The sequence below is a fragment of the Pedobacter sp. KBW01 genome, assembly GCF_003852395.1.
GTDB lineage: Bacteria > Bacteroidota > Bacteroidia > Sphingobacteriales > Sphingobacteriaceae > Pedobacter.
Genome location: NZ_QAJQ01000007.1, coordinates 489,439 through 508,329, shown reverse-complemented (window position 1 = coordinate 508,329; position 18,891 = coordinate 489,439). Strand labels below are relative to the sequence as shown.

The following is an 18,891-nucleotide window of genomic DNA, read 5'->3' as shown; positions in this document are numbered from 1 at the left end:
TATTGCTCATTTTTAAATCAATTGAAATGCTAAAAAGATTACTTTTTATTGCTTTTTTATTTGCTTGTAGCCTGTTATCCAGTAGCGCTACCTGGGCTCAGACCACAAACGAAAGTCTTTACGAACAAACCAGCGAAATGGGTACCTGGGTTGTGGGCTACCAGCGCGATGTAGATGCCATTAACGATTTTTATTATCCTTATTCGGCAGGGGGATATTATTCCAGTCCGCTAAATACGTTTAAAAGCCCCGAACAGCGCAAACGCCTGCAGGATATCAATAACGATTACCTTGCTAGACTCAAATCGGCTAAGTTCGAAACCTTTAGTGTTTACGGAAAAGTGGATTATATTTTGCTCAAAAAACAGATCGAATCGTCGAAATACCTGTTAAATAAAGAAGAAACCGAATATAAAGCCCTGGCGAGCTATTTTCCTTTTGCTGATGCCATTTATGCCCTCGAAAAGTTGAGAAGAAGGGGAAGCTATCATGAAGGTTCGTTACTGGCCACGCAAATAGATGCTACAGCTAAACAAATTGAAACTTTAATTGGTAATACCCAGCCAAAAGACCTTAAAACCGATCAGCTTAAAATGGGGACGGCGATAACAACAAGCTTAAAGCAGCGCTTAAAAGGTTTTTACCAGTTTTACATGAATTACGAACCTGGTTTTACCTGGTGGGTTCCAAAACCTTACGAACGCCTGGATGCTGCGCTTACCGCTTATGCTAAATTGTTTGCGGAAAAAACAGATGCACCCGAACCCAAAAACAATAAACCACCTATTAAAGGTAATCCAATTGGCCGCGACGAACTCATCAGGCAATTAAATACTGAATTTATACCTTACACACCCGAGCAGTTGATTCAGCTGGCCGAAAAAGAATTTAAATACTGCGATGCCGAACTGTTAAAAGCATCGAACGAAATGGGTTTCGGAAACGATTGGAAAAAAGCCCAGGAAAAAGTAAAAAACAGTTATGTGCCTTTAGGTAAACAACCCGAACTCATTGTAAAACTGCAGGACGATGCTTTGGCTTTCATTAAAGCGAACGATCTGATCGAGATTCCGGCACTTGCCGAAGAAACCTGGGGCATGGTGATGATGTCTGCAGAGCGCCAGTTGGTAAATCCGTTTTTTACCGGTGGTCGCGAAATTAGTATTTCTTATCCTACCAACACCATGGAAGAAGACGATAAGCTAATGAGCATGCGGGGTAACAACCCTTATTTTTCGCGCGGAACGGTACAACACGAGCTTTTACCGGGCCACCATTACCAGTATTTTATGAACAGTCGTTACAAGGGTTACCGCGATCCTTTTCAAACCCCTTTTAGTGTAGAAGGCTGGCCGCTGTATTGGGAACTTTTATTGTATGATAAAGGCTTTGCCAAAATACCCGAAGAAAAAATAGGCATGCTTTTTTGGCGGATGCACCGCTGTGCCCGGATCCTGTTTTCGCTCAACTACCACCTGGGCAAATGGACTCCACAACAATGTATCGATTTTCTGGTCGACCGTGTAGGGCATGAGCGCGCCAATGCCGAAGGCGAAGTACGCAGGTCGTTTCAGGGAGGTTACAGCCCTTTGTACCAGGTGGCTTACCTTACCGGCGGCTTACAGCTTTTTGCCTTGAAAAAGGAACTGGTAGATAGTGGTAAAATGAGCTTTAAGGCTTTTCACGATGCTGTAATTAAACAAAACCTGATTCCGGTAGAACTGATTCGCGCTACCTTGACCAATCAAAACCTTAACCGCGATTTTACCACCTCGTGGCATTTTTACGATCAATCACGCTAGCACAACCCTAAACCTTTTTTCGAACCACAAAACAAAACTATGAAAGCAGAAACCACCCAGTTTAAACCTTCGCTTAAATTGATGGATGCCACCATGCTCGTTGCAGGAAGCATGATTGGCTCAGGTATTTTTATTGTAAGTGCCGATATTACCCGCAATGTAGGCAGCTCGGGCTGGCTCCTTGTGGTTTGGCTCATCACGGGTTTTATGACCTTAACCGCGGCTTTAAGCTATGGTGAATTGAGTGCCATGTTTCCAAAAGCCGGCGGCCAGTATATTTATTTAAAGGAAGCCTATAATCCGCTCATCAGTTTCTTATACGGCTGGAGTTTTTTTACGGTAATCCAAACCGCTACCATTGCTGCAGTAGGGGTAGCTTTTGCCAAGTTTACGGCTTATCTTATTCCAGCTTTAAGCGAAGATTTGGTTGCAATAGATCTGGGCTTTTTAACCATTTCGCCTGCACAGCTACTGGCTATCGGCGTTATCGTTTTGCTTACCTATATCAATAACCGGGGCGTAAATGGAGGTAAGGTTATTCAAACCACATTTACGGTGGCTAAACTTTTAAGTTTATTTGGCTTAATTATGTTTGGATTATTCTTTTTAGATAAAGGAATCTGGAAAAGCAACTGGGAAAACATGTGGCAACTGGGTGCCTTGCCCACCAGCGGATCGGTTTCCTCGTACACCACTCTGGCAGCTTTTGGAGCCATTGCAGCGGCTATGGTGGGTTCAATATTCAGTAGCGACTCCTGGCACAATGTAACTTTTATTGCCGGCGAAATTAAAAATCCGGCACGTAACATTGGTTTGAGTTTAGCGCTGGGAACCATTATTGTTACTGTACTTTATATACTTACCAACGTAATGTACACCGGCGTACTTTCACTACACGATATTGCCTATGCCGATAAAGACAGGGTTGCCGTTTCGGCCGCCAACCATATTTTTGGTACTGCAGGGACTATTACCATTGCTGTGATGATTATGGTTTCGACTTTTGGTTGTAACAACGGCTTAATTATGGCTGGTGCCCGGGTGTATTATTCGATGGCAAAAGATGGTCTGTTCTTTAAAAAAGTTGGCACCCTGAACAAAAACGCCGTACCCGGTTTCGGTTTGTGGATTCAGTGTATTTTTGCTTCATTGTGGTGTATTAGCGGTAAATACGGCGATTTGCTCGATATGATTTCTTTTGTAGTGGTGATGTTTTACATGCTCACCATTTTCGGAATCTTTATTCTGCGCAAAAAGCGGCCCGATGCCGACAGGCCTTATAAAGCATTTGGCTATCCGGTACTTCCTGTTATTTATATTGTAATGGGGCTGGCTTTTTGTATTCTACTAATCATATTTAAACCCAAATTTACCTGGCCTGGCCTAATTATTACGCTAATTGGTATTCCGGTTTATTATTTAATTAAAGGGAGCATTAACCGTCAAAATGTAGTGGCAAAAGAAGCAGTTGAAGCATAAAGTTAAAATGTTCATATTATCGATTAATATCTTAGCTTAATCTTCCCCTTACTACAATTACATTTACAAAAAATCCCAAGTCATGATGTATTCTTCGGTCAGAAAACCGCTGGTTTCGGCGCTGTTCAGTTTTGCTTTTTTTCAGTCGCAGGCACAGCAAATGCCTTTACAACCTTATGCGCCAAGTCCGGCGGAGGTTGCCAATAGTTATCAGTTATCCAATAAGCTGGATACAGCCCTGCGCAATATTCCTACCAATAACGATATCATTCCGTTTTGGAAAAAAGATGGAACAGCATTCTGGTACCGGAAAAACCTGCCAAACAGAACCTGGGAATATTATTATGTAGAAACAGCCTCAGGAAAGCGTAAACTGGCTTTCGATTCGGAGAAACTGGCCAAAAGCCTCGAGCAAACAACCGGAAAGAAACAAAATGCAGCAAAATTACAGTTTGCCGATTTGTACTTCGCCGATGCCAATGCCGCTAAAATTAAAGTGGACAGTAAATGGTATGCCGTTAACTTAAATAATTATAATGTAACTGATTTAAAAGATACAACCATTTATAGGTACAATGCCAAAAGGCCTTTGCAACAAAAAAGATCGCGCTGGCAATGGAATCGCGTTGTACGCAAATCGCCGGATGGTAAATATGAAGCGGTGATTCGTGGCGGAAATATTTTTATAACAGATAATACTACCAATAAAGAAATACAGCTCAGTACTGATGGTACCGAAACAAAACCTTATGGCGATTATGTATGGGCTCCCGATGGGAAAAATATAATTGCCTATAAAACCGATCCCAAAGAAATTAAAAAAGTGCATTACATACTCAGCTCTGTTCCCGGTACTACCCGTGGCGAGTTAAAATCGAGAGAATATGCCCAGCCCGGCGATGGTTTTACGTCGTACCAGCCTTACATTTTTAATATAGCTGCTAAAACGGCTTTCAAAGTAGATGCCGACCCAATCGATTTTTTCGGACCGCCCGAATTGCATTGGCGCAACAACGACAACCGGTATTATACCTACGAAAAAGTTGACCGCGGCCACCAGCGCTTTAGGGTAATTGAAGTAGATGTGCAAACTGGTAAAACCAGAAACATCATCGACGAAAAAACAAATACCTTTATTTATGAAAGCCGCATTTATACACGTTACCTGCCCAAAACAAATGAAATGTTATGGACCAGCGAGCAGGATGGCTGGCAGCACCTTTACCTGATAAATACACTAACGGGAAAACAAGCCAAAATAACCAATGGTAATTGGGTAGTGCGCGATATTGATAGCGTTGATGTGGTTAAGCGGCAGGTATGGTTTAGGGCCAGTGGCATGCACGAAGGCGAAGATCCTTATTTTATCCATTACTACCGCATTGGTTTTGATGGTAAAGGACTGGTAAACCTTACACCCGAAAAAGGCAACCACAGTCTCAGCTTTTCGCCCGATCGTAAATATTATATCGATACCTATAGCCAGGTTAATGTACCGCCGGTTAGCGAATTAAGGTTAACAGCCAATGCCGGTAAGGTGACGGAGTTAGAGCATGGCACTGTCGAGGCCTATTTGGCCACCGGTGTTAAGCTGCCCGAAGTTTTTGTTGCCAAAGCGCGTGATGGGATAACTGATATTTGGGGAGTGGTATGTTTGCCTTCTAAAATGGACCCGAGCAAAAGCTACCCGGTTATCGAAAACATTTATGCCGGTCCGCAAGATAGTTTTGTACCTAAAAATTTCCTTCCTGCAAGCGAAATGCAAAGCATAGCCGAACTTGGTTTTATTGTGGTGCAGATTGATGGTATGGGAACGGCAAACCGTTCGAAAGCATTTCATGATGTATGCTGGAAAAACCTGGCCGATGCAGGTCTGCCTGATAGGATTTTGTGGATGAAAGCAATGGCCGTAAAATATCCCAATGCTAACATTAGCCGGGTAGGGGTTTATGGCACTTCGGCAGGCGGGCAGAATTCAACTGGCGCCTTATTGTTCCATCCCGAATTTTATAAAGCTGCGGTTTCGGCCTGTGGCTGCCACGATAACCGGATAGACAAACAATGGTGGAACGAACAATGGATGGGCTACCCTGTCGGGCCGCATTATGGCGAACAATCGAACATTACCAATGCTGCTAAATTGCAGGGTAATTTGTTTTTAATTGTAGGCGAAGCTGATGAAAACGTACCACCCGAATCTACTTACCGCCTGGCCGACGCTTTAATTAAGGCCAATAAAGATTTTGATATTTTAAGCATTCCGGGAATGGGGCATAGTGATGGAGGTACCTATGGCCGCAGGCGTAAACGCGACTTTTTTGTAAAGCATTTGCTTAATGCCGAACCACCCAACCCAAATATTCTTGTTACGAAATAAAAGCAGATTTCTTTTTGCATAGATTTACCGCTACATTAATTAGTCAGGGGCAAAATAAGATGTTAAAAAGAATCAGCTTTCCGTTTATAATATTATTGGTTTTAATAGCGAGTGTTGTGCAGGTTAATGCTGCACAAACAGAGTTTTATCAGCTTAAAATATACCATCTAAAAACAGAGGCTCAGGAAAAAACGGTTGATGCTTATTTGGAAAAAGCCTACTTACCTGCATTGCATCGCTGTGGAATAGCAAAAATAGGCGTTTTTAAGCCCATTGTTAACGAAATTACTGTGCTTGCCGAAAAACTGATTTATGTTTTTATTCCTTATAAATCGTTCAACAGTGTTTTGGCGCTCGAACAAAAACTGGCTAAAGATGAGCAGTATGCTACAGATGGAAAGGATTATTTAACTGCTTTGTACAATAACGCTGCTTACGAGCGCTTAGAGTCTGTTTTATTAAAAGCTTTTGATGATGCACCTCATTTTGTTTTGCCTAAGTTAAAGTCGCCAATGGCTCAACGGGTTTACGAATTGAGAAGCTACGAATCGCCAAGCGAACAATATTTTCAGAATAAAGTGGAGATGTTTAACAAAGGTGATGAGATTGGTTTATTTAAGCGCTTAAATTTTAATGCCGTTTTTTATGCTTCGGTAATTGCCGGTAGCCGCATGCCCAACCTCATGTATTTAACAACATTCGAAGACCGGGCAGACCGCGAAGCGCATTGGAAAGCTTTTTCTGCAGACGATTACTGGAAGAAACTCTCTACCATGCCACAGTATCAGCACAATGTATCTAAAAACGATACTAAATTTATATACCCAACCGATTATTCTGATATTTAAGTTACGAAAGCCATTCTTTTTGCAACCTTGTGCGGCCAATCAATTGTTCAATGGTAGCTGAAAAAGTAGGATAGCAAATTGGTTTTAGCAGGAAACTATCGCCATCACTTACGGCATGAATGGCGTGACGGCTATGTGCAGTAACAAAAACAATAAATTTAACCCTGTTCCTCAGCATTCTGGCCACATCAATTCCAGATATTTCCATTTGGATATCCAGCAAAAGAAAATCTATTTTACCGTATTGCCAAAAGGCAGCCATAGCTGCAATAGGATCGGTAAAGCTCCCTTTTAACTTAAGTTTTGGGTTTTTGGATACATATTGTTCCAGGATTTTTATGCTCAGCGGATTATCGTCTACAATTACGCAGCTATGAGGTTGTGGTGCGGATGGATTCATATTTGGCTCATTTTAATTTAACCATGCAAAATGCCTGCCACTTAGAATTTTTTGCTCCCTGGTTAGTAAACTGATCAATCAAAACGCATTAAATGGGCAGGTGAACGTAAAACGTGTAGAATAAATTCCCCAATTTGGTGTTTAAACTGTAGAAAAATTTCCACAGTTTGTCTGCTAAAACTCATTCGTTACCGAAAGACTTAAACTTATAAATAAAAAGAAGATGGGATATTGGCGGCTTAGACATCGCGGGTTACAGCTGCCTGATTGTTTTTATTTGTGTTTTCTGTAAAAAAGCTGTTTGATCAAACGATTGCGCGGTTTTTGTCACCTTAACAACAAGGCTTCTGTTGAAGGGATTACTAACTTTATCCCACAGTGGTTTTTCAGGTATCATTTTGTTAAAGCCGCTTAACACATAAGTTTTAACCAAATCAAATTCTTAATGACCCCAAATTCCTTTTACAAGAAAAATAAAAAGAATACAAACCGAAACCGGCATAAGAAGGCTGCTTTTGCATCTGCACTTCTTTTGGCTGCAGCTCCGATGTTTATCTCAGCTGCATTGCCCACAAGTGTCAAAGCGATTGGTATTACTACAAAGCAGATCAAAACTGATGCGATAAAAGTAATTGCCGCCAAAAAAATTAACCCAACCACAATCGAATTGTCATTATCGGATGGGCAGCGTTTAACCTTCGATTTTTATGGCGAAAATATTTTCAGGCTTTTCGAAGATCATAATGGTGGCTTCATCAGAGATCCAGAGGCTAAGCCCGAAGCAAAAATTTTGGTTGAAAATCCCCGCCGGCCTGTAGCCAAATTAAATATTACTGATGAAAATAATCAGATCAGTATCTCAACCGATAAGATTACTGTTCAGGTAGATAAAAACACATCGCTGATTAAAATTATTAACCTGGCCACAAAAGCTGTTGTAATGGAGGAAACAGCACCGGTTCAGTTCGAAAAAGGCAAAGTAACTTTAACATTAAAAGAAAATACAGCCGAATATTTTTACGGTGGCGGTGTTCAAAACGGCCGTTTCTCACATAAAGGAAAAAGCATTGCTATCGAAAACCAAAACAGCTGGACAGATGGAGGTGTAGCTTCGCCAACGCCTTATTATTGGTCTACCAGTGGTTACGCTGTGCTTTGGCACACTTTTGCAAAAGGTCGTTACGATTTTGGTTCGAAAGTAAAAGGTACAGTAAAACTGGCGCACGAAACCGATTATTTAGATGCCTTTTTTATGGTGGGCGATGGTGCAGTGCCTTTGTTAAACAATTTTTACCAGTTAACCGGAAACCCTGTACTGTTACCAAAGTTTGGTTTTTACCAGGGCCACCTTAATGCTTATAACCGCGATTTTTGGAAAGAAGACGAAAAAGGGATCTTGTTTGAAGATGGTAAACGTTACAAAGAGAGCCAGAAAAACGATGGTGGTACAAAAGAATCGCTTAATGGAGAAAAAAATAATTATCAGTTTTCGGCCCGTGCGGTGATTGATCGTTATAAAAAGAACGATATGCCTTTAGGCTGGCTGCTACCAAACGATGGTTACGGTGCAGGTTATGGCCAAACCGAAACTTTAGATGGCAATATCCAGAACCTGAAAAGCTTTGGCGATTACGCCCGTAAAAACGGTGTGGAAATCGGCTTGTGGACGCAATCCGACCTTCACCCTAAATCCGAAATAAGCGCGCTGTTGCAACGTGATATTATTAAAGAAGCACGTGATGCTGGTGTTCGTGTATTAAAAACCGATGTAGCTTGGGTAGGGGCCGGTTATTCGTTCGGGCTTAATGGTGTGGCTGATGTAGCGCAGATTATGCCTTACTATGGCAACAACAGCAGGCCTTTTATCATCTCGTTAGATGGCTGGGCAGGTACACAACGTTATGCCGGTATTTGGTCAGGCGATCAAACCGGTGGTGTTTGGGAGTATATCCGTTTCCATATTCCAACTTATATTGGTTCGGGTTTATCAGGTCAGCCAAACATTTCTTCAGATATGGACGGTATTTTTGGAGGTAAAAACCAAACCATCAATACCCGCGATTTTCAATGGAAAACCTTTACCCCAATGCAGTTGAATATGGATGGCTGGGGTGCCAACGAGAAATATCCACATGCACTGGGCGAACCTGTAGCTTCTATTAACCGTAATTATCTGAAATTAAAATCGCAACTAATCCCTTATACCTACAGCATTGCTAAGGAAGCTTTAACAGGCTTACCGATTATCAGGGCTATGTTTTTAAATGCGCCTAACACTTACACTTTAGGCAGCGCTACGCAATACCAGTTTTTGTACGGGCCAAGCTTTTTGGTGGCTCCAATTTATCAGGAAACTAAAGCCGATGATAAGGGAAATGATATCCGTAACGGTATTTACCTGCCCGAGGGAACCTGGTTCGACTATTTTACAGGAGATAAATACACCGGAAACAGCATTGTAAACAGCTTCGATGCACCAATCTGGAAACTGCCGGTTTTTGTTAAAACGGGTGCTATTATTCCGATGGCAAATGCAAATAACAATGTTTCGGAAATTAATAAAGCCAGACGCATGTACGAGCTTTATCCTGCAGGCAAAACTACTTTTACCGAATATGATGATGATGGTACATCAGAAGCTTACAAATTAGGTAAAGGTGTTTCAGGTTTAATTGAATCTGAAGTTGATCAAAAAAGCAATGCGATTATTAGCATTCAACCTGTAAAAGGCGATTTTGATGGTTTTATTAAAGAGAAATCAACAGAATTGATCATTAATGTTACCGAAAAACCAAAACGCCTGACAGCAAAGATTGGAAACAATAAAACCAAACTGACAGAAGTTACTTCGATGGAAGAATTTTTGAAACAGGAGAATGTTTATTTCTATAATGCAACACCAAATTTAAACCAGTTTGCTACCAAAGGCAGCGAGTTTGAAAAAGTTGTGATGACTAAAAATCCTCAACTACTGGTTAAACTTGCATCGACTGATATCTCCGTAAATCCGGTAACAGTTAACGTAGAAGGGTTTAAATTCGAGCCCGCAGATAAGCAGCGTACGTCAACCGGTAAACTAAATGCGCCGGTAAATGCACGCATTACCGATAAAAACACCGAAGCTTATACGCTTAAACCAACATGGAGCAAGGTAGATCATGCCGATTATTACGAAATCGATTTTAACGGGATGCATTACACCACCATTAAAGATACCACGCTGCTTTTTGACGGTTTACTGGCTGAAACGTCGTATGCTTTTAAACTGCGTGCTGTAAATAAAGATGGTGTTTCTGACTGGGCTGAAATTAAAGCTACTACTAAATCAAATCCACTCGAATTTGCCATTCAGGGCATAACGGCCGAAACTACAGCCGAGAACCAGGGTGGATCGGGTATTGCCGATTTGTTTGATTTTGATGAAGGCAATATGTGGCATACCAAATGGGGTGCTAAAGCAATTCCATTTGATATACTTATCGACCTGAAAACCATTAATCAGCTCGATAAATTCCATTACCTGCCACGCAATGGAAGAGGAAACGGTAACTTACTTAAAGGAACCATATTTTACAGCAACAACAAAGAAAGCTGGACAACCGCCGGAACCTTTGAATGGGCTAACAATGGCGATGTGAAAATATTCAACTTCAATGGCCATCCAAGCGCCCGTTACATTAAAATTTCGGTTGCTGATGGTGTTGGCGGTTTCGGATCGGGTAGAGAACTGTACGTGTTTAAAGTGCCAGGTACCGAAAGTTACCTTCCGGGCGATATTAACAACGACCGCTTAATTGATAAAAACGATTTGACTTCGTACATTAATTATACCGGATTGAAAAAAGGTGATGCCGATTTTGAAGGTTACATCAGCAATGGCGATATCAATAAGAACAACCTGATTGATGCTTACGACATTTCGGTAGTAGCAACGCAGCTTGAAGGTGGAGTAGGTAATGCCAAAATAGAAAAACTTGCAGGTAAACTACAAATTAGCACAACCAAGCAGGCTTACAATAAAGGCGATATTATCGAAGTTAAAGTAAAAGGAACAGACCTTAAATCGGTAAATGCTTTAAGTTTTGCTTTACCTTACCTGGCTCAGGATTACGATTTTGTTGGTGTAGAAGGCTTAAATGTAAAACAAATGGATAATTTAACTTACGATCGTTTACATACCAATGGCGATAAGGTGCTTTATCCAACATTTGTAAATCTGGGTAACAAAGAAGCCTTAAACGGCAGCAGCGAATTGTTTACCATAAAATTAAAGGCCAAACGCAAAGTACAGTTTAACCTTAAACTAACTGACGGATTGTTGGTAGATAAACAATTGAATAGTGTTAAGTTCTAAACATAAATAAACACCGTATAAAAGCTCCATGTTAATTCATGGAGCTTTTGTTTTTTAAGGCTAAAATGGCTGGTAATAATTTAGTAAGTTGTAGGCGCAAATCATTCCCCCACACTAATGAAAAAATCTGCTATACTAAAGCCCTTATTCGTTAATATGATGCTTTTTTTCGGTTATAATACTGCTTTTTCGCAACAAACGGTTGTAAAAGTAGAGATCGATCCGGCTATCATCTTTCAAACCATAGAAGGTTTTGGCGCGTCAGATGCATGGTCGTGCCAGTTTGCAGGCCTTTGGCCCGATGCTAAAAAGAATAAGATGGCCGATTTACTGTTTAGCACTGCTACTGATAATAACGATCAACCCCTGGGTATCGGATTAAACATGTGGCGTTTTAGTATTGGGGCAGGAAGTGCAGCACAAGGTAAACTGAGCGATATTGGTGATGAGTGGCGTCGGCAGTATGCTTTTTTGCAACCCAATGGTACTTACGATTGGAATGCCATGCCCGGGCAAACCTGGTTTTTAAAAGCGGCTAAGGTGCGCGGAGTAAATCAGTTTATTGGTTTTGTAAATAGCCCTAATGTTTTGTTTACCAAAAATGGCAAGGCTTACTCTACGGATGGGAAATGTAACCTCGATTTTGAAAAATTACCGGCTTTTGCTGCCGATATCGTTGCTACAGTTAAAGGTTTACAGCAAACAGCGGGTATAACGCTGAATTATCTAAGTCCGGCAAATGAGCCGCAGTGGAAGTGGAACGAGCACAACCAGGAAGGTTGCCCTTACAACAATACCGAACTGGCCAGTTTATACAAAGGCATTAATCAGGCATTTGAACAAAACAAAATTGCCACCAAAATACAGGTTGGCGAAGCTGGTCAGCTCGATTACCTTTACCAGAACGGCGATACTTTAAAAGGGAATCAGGTTTATCAGTTTTTTAATGCCGCATCTCCAAACTATGTGGGCAATTTATCGCATATCGATCAATCGATATCTGCGCATAGCTATTTTACCACAAGTCCGGTAAATAAATTTATCAATACGCGTAAAAAAACAGCAGAAGGAGTAGCTAAGGTGCCGGGTTTAAGATATTGGATGTCTGAGTACTGCGTGCTGGGCGACGCTATACTTAAAGGCGAAAAACGCGATCTGGGCATGGTTACTGCTTTGTTTATTGCCCGCTTAATTCACCACGATCTGGTTATATCAAACGCTGCATCATGGCAATGGTGGCTGGCCATATCATCCGGCGATTATAAAGACGGGCTGGTGTATATCGATAAAAATAAAACCGATGGAGCAGTGTACGATAGTAAAATGCTGTGGGCATTGGGCAATTACAGCCGTTTCATTAAATCGGGTAGCCAGCGTGTTCAGGTAAATAACATTTCAACAGGCAATACTGAAGTTTATGTATCATCGTATAAGCAAAATCAGAAACTGGTAACAGTAGCAGTTAATCCTACTAAACAGGAAATTATGCTGGATATAGACATAAAAGGAAAGGGGCAAAATAGGGCACAAACCTATGTTACTTCCGATAATTATAATTTGTCTCCTTTTAAACAATACAACAGCACTAAGCAAATCTTGCTCCCTGCCGAATCTGTGACTACCATATTGAGCAAATAATTTGGAGAAGCCCATTAGAGCTGCATACCTGTAAATGAAGCAATATGTTTGGCGCTACAAAGTTAACTTTATATGGTTTCGAGGTATAACCTCTGCAGGTCAACCGCCGAAATATCTTTTGCATCGAGGGTATGGATAAGCGAACCCTGGCGCATAATTCCAATTCTTGTGCCCACATTTACAGCATTGAAAATATCGTGTGTAGCCATGAAAATGCTACGACCATCTTTTGAAAGTTGTTTTACAATTTCGCTAAACTCATCAGTAGCTTTAGGGTCCAGGCCGCTTGTGGGCTCATCCATTAAAATCACACTGGCATTTTTTGCAACAGCAATAGCAATTCCCACTTTTTGTCGCATTCCCTTACTGTAATGGCCTACTCTTTTATGAAAGGCATCTGGTTGTAAACCTGCCTGGAGCAGAAACTCTTCAAGTTCATTTATTTTATAGGTATACCCAGCAATGCGACTGAAAAAATCGAGGTTTTCTATACTGCTGAGATGGGCGTAAAGCATTACCACTTCAGGGACGTAGGCTAAAAATTGTTTGGTTTCCCCATTTTGATGATTTACAACCAAGCCATTTACCCTGGCTTGCCCACTGCTTGCCGTAGTAAACCCCAAAAATAAGTTTATTGTGGTTGTTTTTCCTGCACCATTTTGTCCGAGCAGGCAGAATACTTCTCCTGAACCTACTTTTAAATTCAGGTTGTTTAAGGCTGTATGGTCCCGGTATTTTTTGGTTAATCCGATTGCTTCAAGCATATTAAATAATAAAAAAGTTATTGCGGTTTGATTGCTAATCAAACCGCTTGAAAATTAAAATTTTACACCTAAGGAAAGCCTGATGGTAAATGGTTCGCCTTCTACAAAGAAATAATTGTTGCCTGTATAAGGAAAATCAGTAGTAATATCTCCCGAAGCCATATAGCGCTTATTGGTTAAATTATCAGCAATTAGCCTGAACATGTATTTAGGGTTGCTAAAACTCAGTCCCGCATCGAATTTGGTGTAATTTGGAAGATAGGTATCCTTTTGGCTTATAGCAGAAAGCCTGGTAATGGTGCTTTGCCCGGCACTGATCGAAATTTTATGATATCCTTTTAACGGAATACTATACTGTAACCAGGTGTTAAATACCTGTTGTGGTATATCGGGCATCTTTTGTCCCACAATTGAAGGGTTATCTGCTGTTGGATTAAGGTTATTATCTTTAGTTATTTTGGCATCTACGTAGGTATAGTTGGTAATGAGCGAGAAACGGTCGGTGATATTACCGATTACATCTACTTCAAATCCATTGCTCACAACCTCGCCAAGCTGGAGGTAATAAATAACTCCGCCTACAGCGGCCGCATAACTTCCGAAGTCTCTTGCAGCAACATTTCGTTTTACGGAATGAAAGCCATTTATTGTGGTTAACAACCTGCCTTTAAACCAGTTCTTCTTAAAACCGAGTTCAAAATTATTTCCCAGTTCGGGCGCTACAGCTTTCGATGCGGTTACGGTTTTTTGTCCCGCCTGTGGCCCATCTATTGTTTCAGTTACCACCTGTCCTGTTTTAGGCACAAAAGATTGATCGAACAGGAAATAAACAGAAGTGGTAGAATCGGGCATAAAAGTTAAAGCTGCCCTTGGCGAAAAAGCATTTTGTCTGTAATATTCGGGAGTGCGTGGGCCTCTGGTGGTGGTTAAAATATTCCGGTTGCGATAATCGGTATAGCGCGCACCAAGGGTTAGTAAAAATTTATCTAAAGTAATATTGTCGTAAACATAAGCTGCCGAATAATGGATCTTATTTTCCTGCCTGATCGATCTTTTGGTAATGGTTACCACATTGGGGTCTACATAAAAATCGGGACGATTGCGGTCAAAAGGAGTCGGATTGCTTCCGTAATAAGTAGCCAGTGAGTCTTTACCCGTGGTATAATCACTTCCAATTAATAAATTGTGTTTAAGAGTACCTGTTTTAAATTTACCCGATAAAAAGAGGTTAGTATTATAAGTTTCGCCAAATAGGTTCGAGTTGCTGGCTATGCGGTTGGTTTTCCCCTGATCATTAAAACTGATCGAAGTTCTATTGTTTGCCGATACCATATACCATTGATGGGCTGGCGCTCTAACAAAGTTAGATTGTGAAGTAAGTTGCCAGTTCTCATTAAATTTATGAACTCCACTAAACCTGAAAGTATGGGTTTGCGAAACACTTAAAGGTAAACCAATTCCGGCACTGTAATTTAAACTGATAGGGTCTTGTAATACATCCTTATCCTGACGCAGTTTATTAATGGATGAGCCATTTTTTACTTCGCCGCGAATGTAATTGTATTCGGCAATTAAATAAGTTTTTGGGCTAAAGTTGTATTGCAGTACCGGGGCAATTACATATTTAGTGGTTTTCATGTAGTTGAGGTACGAATTCTGGTTTTGAAAAGCAGTATTAAAGCGGTAAGAAAAGCCTTTGCTTTTTAAACTGCTCCCAATATCGGCTGTAGCGCGAAAGAGATTATAGTTACCGCCAGTGATTTGTGCATTCAACAGTTTTTCTTTTGGCGATTTGGTTACAATGTTAAGCGTTCCGCCTGGTTCGCCCAATGCGCTTATAAACCCTGCCGGACCTTTAATAAACTCAAGATTTTCAATTAAGGCTTCATCATCAAGTGTTGCACCCAACACCAGTCGGCTGGGCATGCCGTTAATTGTGGTTGAAGCGTTAAATCCCCGAACTTTTATCGAGGCAGAATTGTCAAAAGGCGAGCTGTTGTAACCGAAATATACACCACTCGCATTCCGGGCCATGTCTTTTAACTGTAGTGCACCCTGTTGTTGTATTAACGCAGCAGAAATACTGATGATATTTTGAGGCATTTGCAATAACGGGACCTGCATCCGCAAACCGTTAGATAAGGTGTCTTTTTTAAGTTTGGTGGCTTTTTGCCCATCAATCCTAACTTCATTTAGCTGGCGTACCCTGGCGGTTGAGTCTGGTTTGGGTTTGCTGCGCTTTTCGTGCTGTGCAAAAATTTTAGGACTGTAAATCAGTAAAAATAAAATAAGGTAAAGTATTTTCTTCATTTTTTAAGTAATTGGTATGTGAACGTTTGTGTTAAATTTTATTCCGGATTTTTATGGCAAGAAGAATGATGCATAAGCCAATGCCACCCAGGTATAAAATGCCACAAATAATACCTGTGTTTTTATGTATTAATGGCTTAAACTTAAATTCCGGCAGGTGGTGTAAGTCGTTCAAGCTTAGTTTTTTATCCTTTACAATGTAATTGTTCATAAAGTCAACCCATGTTTTCTGAAAGGCATTTACCTGGTTCTGATAGGCGAGGTAATCTTTAAGTCCGGTTTGGGCAATTCCGTTCAGCATATATTGTGCTTTTGTGGCTGGATTAAGCCAGCTTAAACTTGTTGTGGCGGCATTTTGCCTTGCGGGATACTGGTTGTAATTTTTAACGGTTTGTGTCATCCGCCTACCCAAAAGGTCGTAATAAGCTGCAAATCGCTTGTTGCTGTTTTCACTTGTATCGGCAGGCTCTCTTAAGCTGTTGTATTTTGAATTATTCAGGTAAAAAGTATCGATTAATAATTTACGGGGCATTGCCCATATTGCCTCACTGTTTTCTCTTAGTGCAACTGCTGCATTGGTTTTTAAAGGGATTGGATAATATAACCGAACAATGGCATTGCTAACAGCAGGTACCAGGATAAGGAAGAAGCACCACATACCCAATAAGTAAAGTGCATTTTGCGCAGAACTTTTACCTAATCGGATAAAGAACCAGACAACTGAAAACCAAAAAAAAAGATAAGCACTTATGCTGAGTAACCATAAAATTGCAGCTGTCAGATCAAAAGCAATCAAGCTTGCTGAACTGATAAAGCCAATGAGGCTGAGCAAAAAAGCTATTATGTTCACAAGCGAAAACCTGAAAGCGAGTTTGTAACTGATAATTTGCCCAAAATAAAACCCTTGTAAAGCCAGTAGTTTATCGGTTTGTTGCTCTTTTTCTTTTGATAAGGTATTGTAAGTTAAAGCGATGGCCAGAATGGGCAAAAGATAAATAATAACATAAGCGAGATCGAAATTATCAGAAGCGAGCATTTCAGGGTTTGCAATTTCAGCATTAGGTGCCTGCATAAAATTGCGCCGGCGTGTAATTACATCGTAATATGGTTGTAAATCGCGCTGTCCTATCGATAATACGCTGATTGGATGAGGATAATAAATGGCATGTAATGGATTTTTATACTCGATTACTGCAGGAATACCCGCCTGGTTATATAAGGTTTTGCCTGCAGCAGTAGTGGTATCAGCTAAAAAGCTCGTCACAGCTTCCTTATGTTTTTTTTGATATCCACTTTCAAGGCTATCAATGGCTACCAATTGTTTTTGTATAAATTGGTGACCATAATAAATACTATAAAGCCCGGTTAAAAAGAAAAAACCAAATAACAAAAGCATAAATCTTTGTCTGAGAAGCAGCTTGATTTCAAATAATAAAATGGTTTTAAGCAGATGCATAGTTAAAAGCTAAAGAACGTGAAGCGATAAACTGGAGTAACAGGACAAGTATTAAAACCCAGCCAGCTAAAGAGAGAAGCGCTACCTGCTTTATTTGTAATACTTGTTTAAGTGTAGGTAACTGATATTTAAAATCTTTAAGTTGGCTAAAATATGCAGGGCCAACTTTATAGTCGCCTTTAATGTTTTTACCGTGCATAGCCAGCTGCATATTCAACTGTCTGATTAATTGATTGCGGTAAGCCTGCGCATGCTTAAAGAAATGGGCATGGTGATAGAAATCAGATCCTGCCAAAGCCATCGAAAGGCGCTTTGTAGATAAAAAAGGATTGAATACACCCGAGAGATTTAGAAAATGCTGCTGCTTATCAAAACTGCTTTCAACCTCCTTAAAGTAATGATTAAAAGCCTTGGTTCGGTAATCTTCGTTAAACTGCAAGGTTAAACCATCAATATTAAAAGGTAGGGCGGCAACACTGTCTACCTGGTATTTTTTTAGGAGTCTTTTAATGTAACGTTCTCCGCGTGCGGCGTAGGGATCTTTTCCGTTAAGTCCTTTTCTGTAACCTTGCTCAACCAGATCACTAAATGCAGCACGAGACATTAGTGGATATTTGCTGTCGGCCACGCCGGTAATTACCTTCGGGGAAATGGTGCTCATGAAAATCCAGAAGCAAAGCGCACTTAATAATGCCTTTCCTGAGTGATTACTGAGGGTAGAAATGATAGTGCCCAGTAAAGCAATTAACAAAAAGTAAAGCAGGAAAGTAATGAGAATCCAACATAACCTGGGTAAAAGGTAAGCCGAACCGGGTACATACAAAACTGCTGTTACCAGCAATATAAACACCGGTAGTACAATGGAAACAATAAGTAAATAGTTGGCAAATACTTTGGTCCAGATAATTTTACCATTGCTTAACCCCTGGGCCTGGAGCATTTTAAGCGTTCCGCTTTCACGCTCGCTGGTTATGCTGGTAGAGGTGTTGAATAAGAGAAATAAAGGAACGAGCAATTGTAAAATAAGTGCAAGGGTTAAGGTACCAAAACGCATGGCTCCATCATTGTTTTCAGCTTCGCTGCTGCTCATTTCGTGCTGTATGTGGGCTTCTACACGGTAGGTGTTCCCGGTATAATCATCAATCCCTGCATCAAAAACATTTAAAAGATTAACCGATTTAAATAAGTAAGTGCCGAAATGCCCTGCATCGTGCGGATTACGCTGTTGGTGTTCCCATTGCTGCCTGAATAAGGTATTGGCCGCTAAGCGTTGTTTGTATCTGGCCTGATAGTTCAAATAAGAACATGCCATTGCAGATATAAAAAGCACCCATATTATGCCAGCAGAAATCTGAACAGTTTTATTTCTGTAAGCCAATAGCAATTCTTTTTTGATCAGTACCTGCCAACTGGCAAACCCCTTCGTTTTCATTGATAATATTAAGTTTATTTAATGCATCAAA

The 18,891-nt window shown here is 40.7% G+C and carries 11 protein-coding genes; 6 read left to right on the top strand and 5 right to left on the bottom strand.

Going from position 1 to position 18,891, the window contains the following annotated elements:
- Positions 1 to 26: 26 nt before the first annotated feature.
- The 4 genes from DBR40_RS08665 to DBR40_RS08650 all read left to right on the top strand — a co-directional run bounded on the left by DBR40_RS08665 (position 27) and on the right by DBR40_RS08650 (position 6,506).
- The gene (locus DBR40_RS08665; protein ID WP_124559339.1) at positions 27 to 1,802 is read left to right on the top strand and encodes a DUF885 family protein; all 1,776 of its coding nucleotides are present in this window, start codon (positions 27 to 29) and stop codon (positions 1,800 to 1,802) included.
- Positions 1,803 to 1,841: 39 nt separating this feature from the next.
- Positions 1,842 to 3,281 (top strand): APC family permease, encoded by a 1,440-nt coding sequence (locus tag DBR40_RS08660; protein ID WP_124559338.1) that lies wholly within the window; start codon positions 1,842 to 1,844, stop codon positions 3,279 to 3,281.
- A gap of 82 nt (positions 3,282 to 3,363) precedes the next feature.
- A complete protein-coding gene (locus tag DBR40_RS08655; RefSeq protein ID WP_124559337.1) occupies positions 3,364 to 5,658 on the top strand; it encodes a S9 family peptidase in 2,295 nt (764 codons plus the stop codon).
- A 59-nt stretch (positions 5,659 to 5,717) separates the two neighbouring features.
- A complete protein-coding gene (locus DBR40_RS08650; protein ID WP_124559336.1) occupies positions 5,718 to 6,506 on the top strand; it encodes an NIPSNAP family protein in 789 nt (262 codons plus the stop codon).
- A gap of 1 nt (position 6,507) precedes the next feature.
- Here the strand turns inward: DBR40_RS08650 and DBR40_RS08645 are convergent, their stop codons facing one another.
- The gene (locus tag DBR40_RS08645; RefSeq protein WP_124559335.1) at positions 6,508 to 6,906 is read right to left on the bottom strand and encodes a LytR/AlgR family response regulator transcription factor; all 399 of its coding nucleotides are present in this window, start codon (positions 6,904 to 6,906) and stop codon (positions 6,508 to 6,510) included.
- Between the two features lie 445 nt (positions 6,907 to 7,351).
- Here DBR40_RS08645 and DBR40_RS08640 point away from each other — a divergent pair, with 445 nt between their 5' ends.
- Complete coding sequence (locus DBR40_RS08640; RefSeq protein ID WP_199748303.1) at positions 7,352 to 11,260, top strand: TIM-barrel domain-containing protein; 3,909 nt, start codon at positions 7,352 to 7,354, stop codon at positions 11,258 to 11,260.
- 117 nt (positions 11,261 to 11,377) lie between these two features.
- Positions 11,378 to 12,898 carry a glycoside hydrolase gene (locus DBR40_RS08635; protein ID WP_124559334.1) on the top strand — a complete coding sequence of 507 codons (1,521 nt, stop codon included), beginning with the start codon at positions 11,378 to 11,380 and terminating at the stop codon, positions 12,896 to 12,898.
- Between the two features lie 68 nt (positions 12,899 to 12,966).
- Here DBR40_RS08635 and DBR40_RS08630 read toward each other — a convergent pair whose 3' ends face one another.
- From DBR40_RS08630 to DBR40_RS08615, 4 genes are read right to left on the bottom strand one after another with little or no spacing between them, the layout of a single operon-like run.
- A complete protein-coding gene (locus tag DBR40_RS08630) occupies positions 12,967 to 13,662 on the bottom strand; it encodes an ABC transporter ATP-binding protein (protein ID WP_124559333.1) in 696 nt (231 codons plus the stop codon).
- Between the two features lie 54 nt (positions 13,663 to 13,716).
- Positions 13,717 to 15,972 (bottom strand): TonB-dependent siderophore receptor, encoded by a 2,256-nt coding sequence (locus DBR40_RS08625; RefSeq protein ID WP_124559332.1) that lies wholly within the window; start codon positions 15,970 to 15,972, stop codon positions 13,717 to 13,719.
- Between the two features lie 31 nt (positions 15,973 to 16,003).
- On the bottom strand, positions 16,004 to 17,428 hold the full coding sequence (locus tag DBR40_RS08620; protein ID WP_124559331.1) for an ABC transporter permease subunit: 1,425 nt from the start codon (positions 17,426 to 17,428) through the stop codon (positions 16,004 to 16,006).
- Complete coding sequence (locus tag DBR40_RS08615; protein WP_124559330.1) at positions 17,415 to 18,860, bottom strand: DUF3526 domain-containing protein; 1,446 nt, start codon at positions 18,858 to 18,860, stop codon at positions 17,415 to 17,417. Before DBR40_RS08615 ends, DBR40_RS08620 begins: the two co-directional genes overlap by 14 nt.
- Positions 18,861 to 18,891 lie beyond the last annotated feature (31 nt).

Bases quoted from the DNA above. Each gene is read 5' to 3' on its own strand.
- DBR40_RS08665 (WP_124559339.1), top strand. From the start codon at position 27: ATGCTAAAAAGATTACTTTTTATTGCTTTTTTATTTGCTTGTAGCCTG.
- DBR40_RS08660 (WP_124559338.1), top strand. From the start codon at position 1,842: ATGAAAGCAGAAACCACCCAGTTTAAACCTTCGCTTAAATTGATGGAT.
- DBR40_RS08655 (WP_124559337.1), top strand. From the start codon at position 3,364: ATGATGTATTCTTCGGTCAGAAAACCGCTGGTTTCGGCGCTGTTCAGT.
- DBR40_RS08650 (WP_124559336.1), top strand. From the start codon at position 5,718: ATGTTAAAAAGAATCAGCTTTCCGTTTATAATATTATTGGTTTTAATA.
- DBR40_RS08645 (WP_124559335.1), bottom strand. From the start codon at position 6,906: ATGAATCCATCCGCACCACAACCTCATAGCTGCGTAATTGTAGACGAT.
- DBR40_RS08640 (WP_199748303.1), top strand. From the start codon at position 7,352: ATGACCCCAAATTCCTTTTACAAGAAAAATAAAAAGAATACAAACCGA.
- DBR40_RS08635 (WP_124559334.1), top strand. From the start codon at position 11,378: ATGAAAAAATCTGCTATACTAAAGCCCTTATTCGTTAATATGATGCTT.
- DBR40_RS08630 (WP_124559333.1), bottom strand. From the start codon at position 13,662: ATGCTTGAAGCAATCGGATTAACCAAAAAATACCGGGACCATACAGCC.
- DBR40_RS08625 (WP_124559332.1), bottom strand. From the start codon at position 15,972: ATGAAGAAAATACTTTACCTTATTTTATTTTTACTGATTTACAGTCCT.
- DBR40_RS08620 (WP_124559331.1), bottom strand. From the start codon at position 17,428: ATGCATCTGCTTAAAACCATTTTATTATTTGAAATCAAGCTGCTTCTC.
- DBR40_RS08615 (WP_124559330.1), bottom strand. From the start codon at position 18,860: ATGAAAACGAAGGGGTTTGCCAGTTGGCAGGTACTGATCAAAAAAGAA.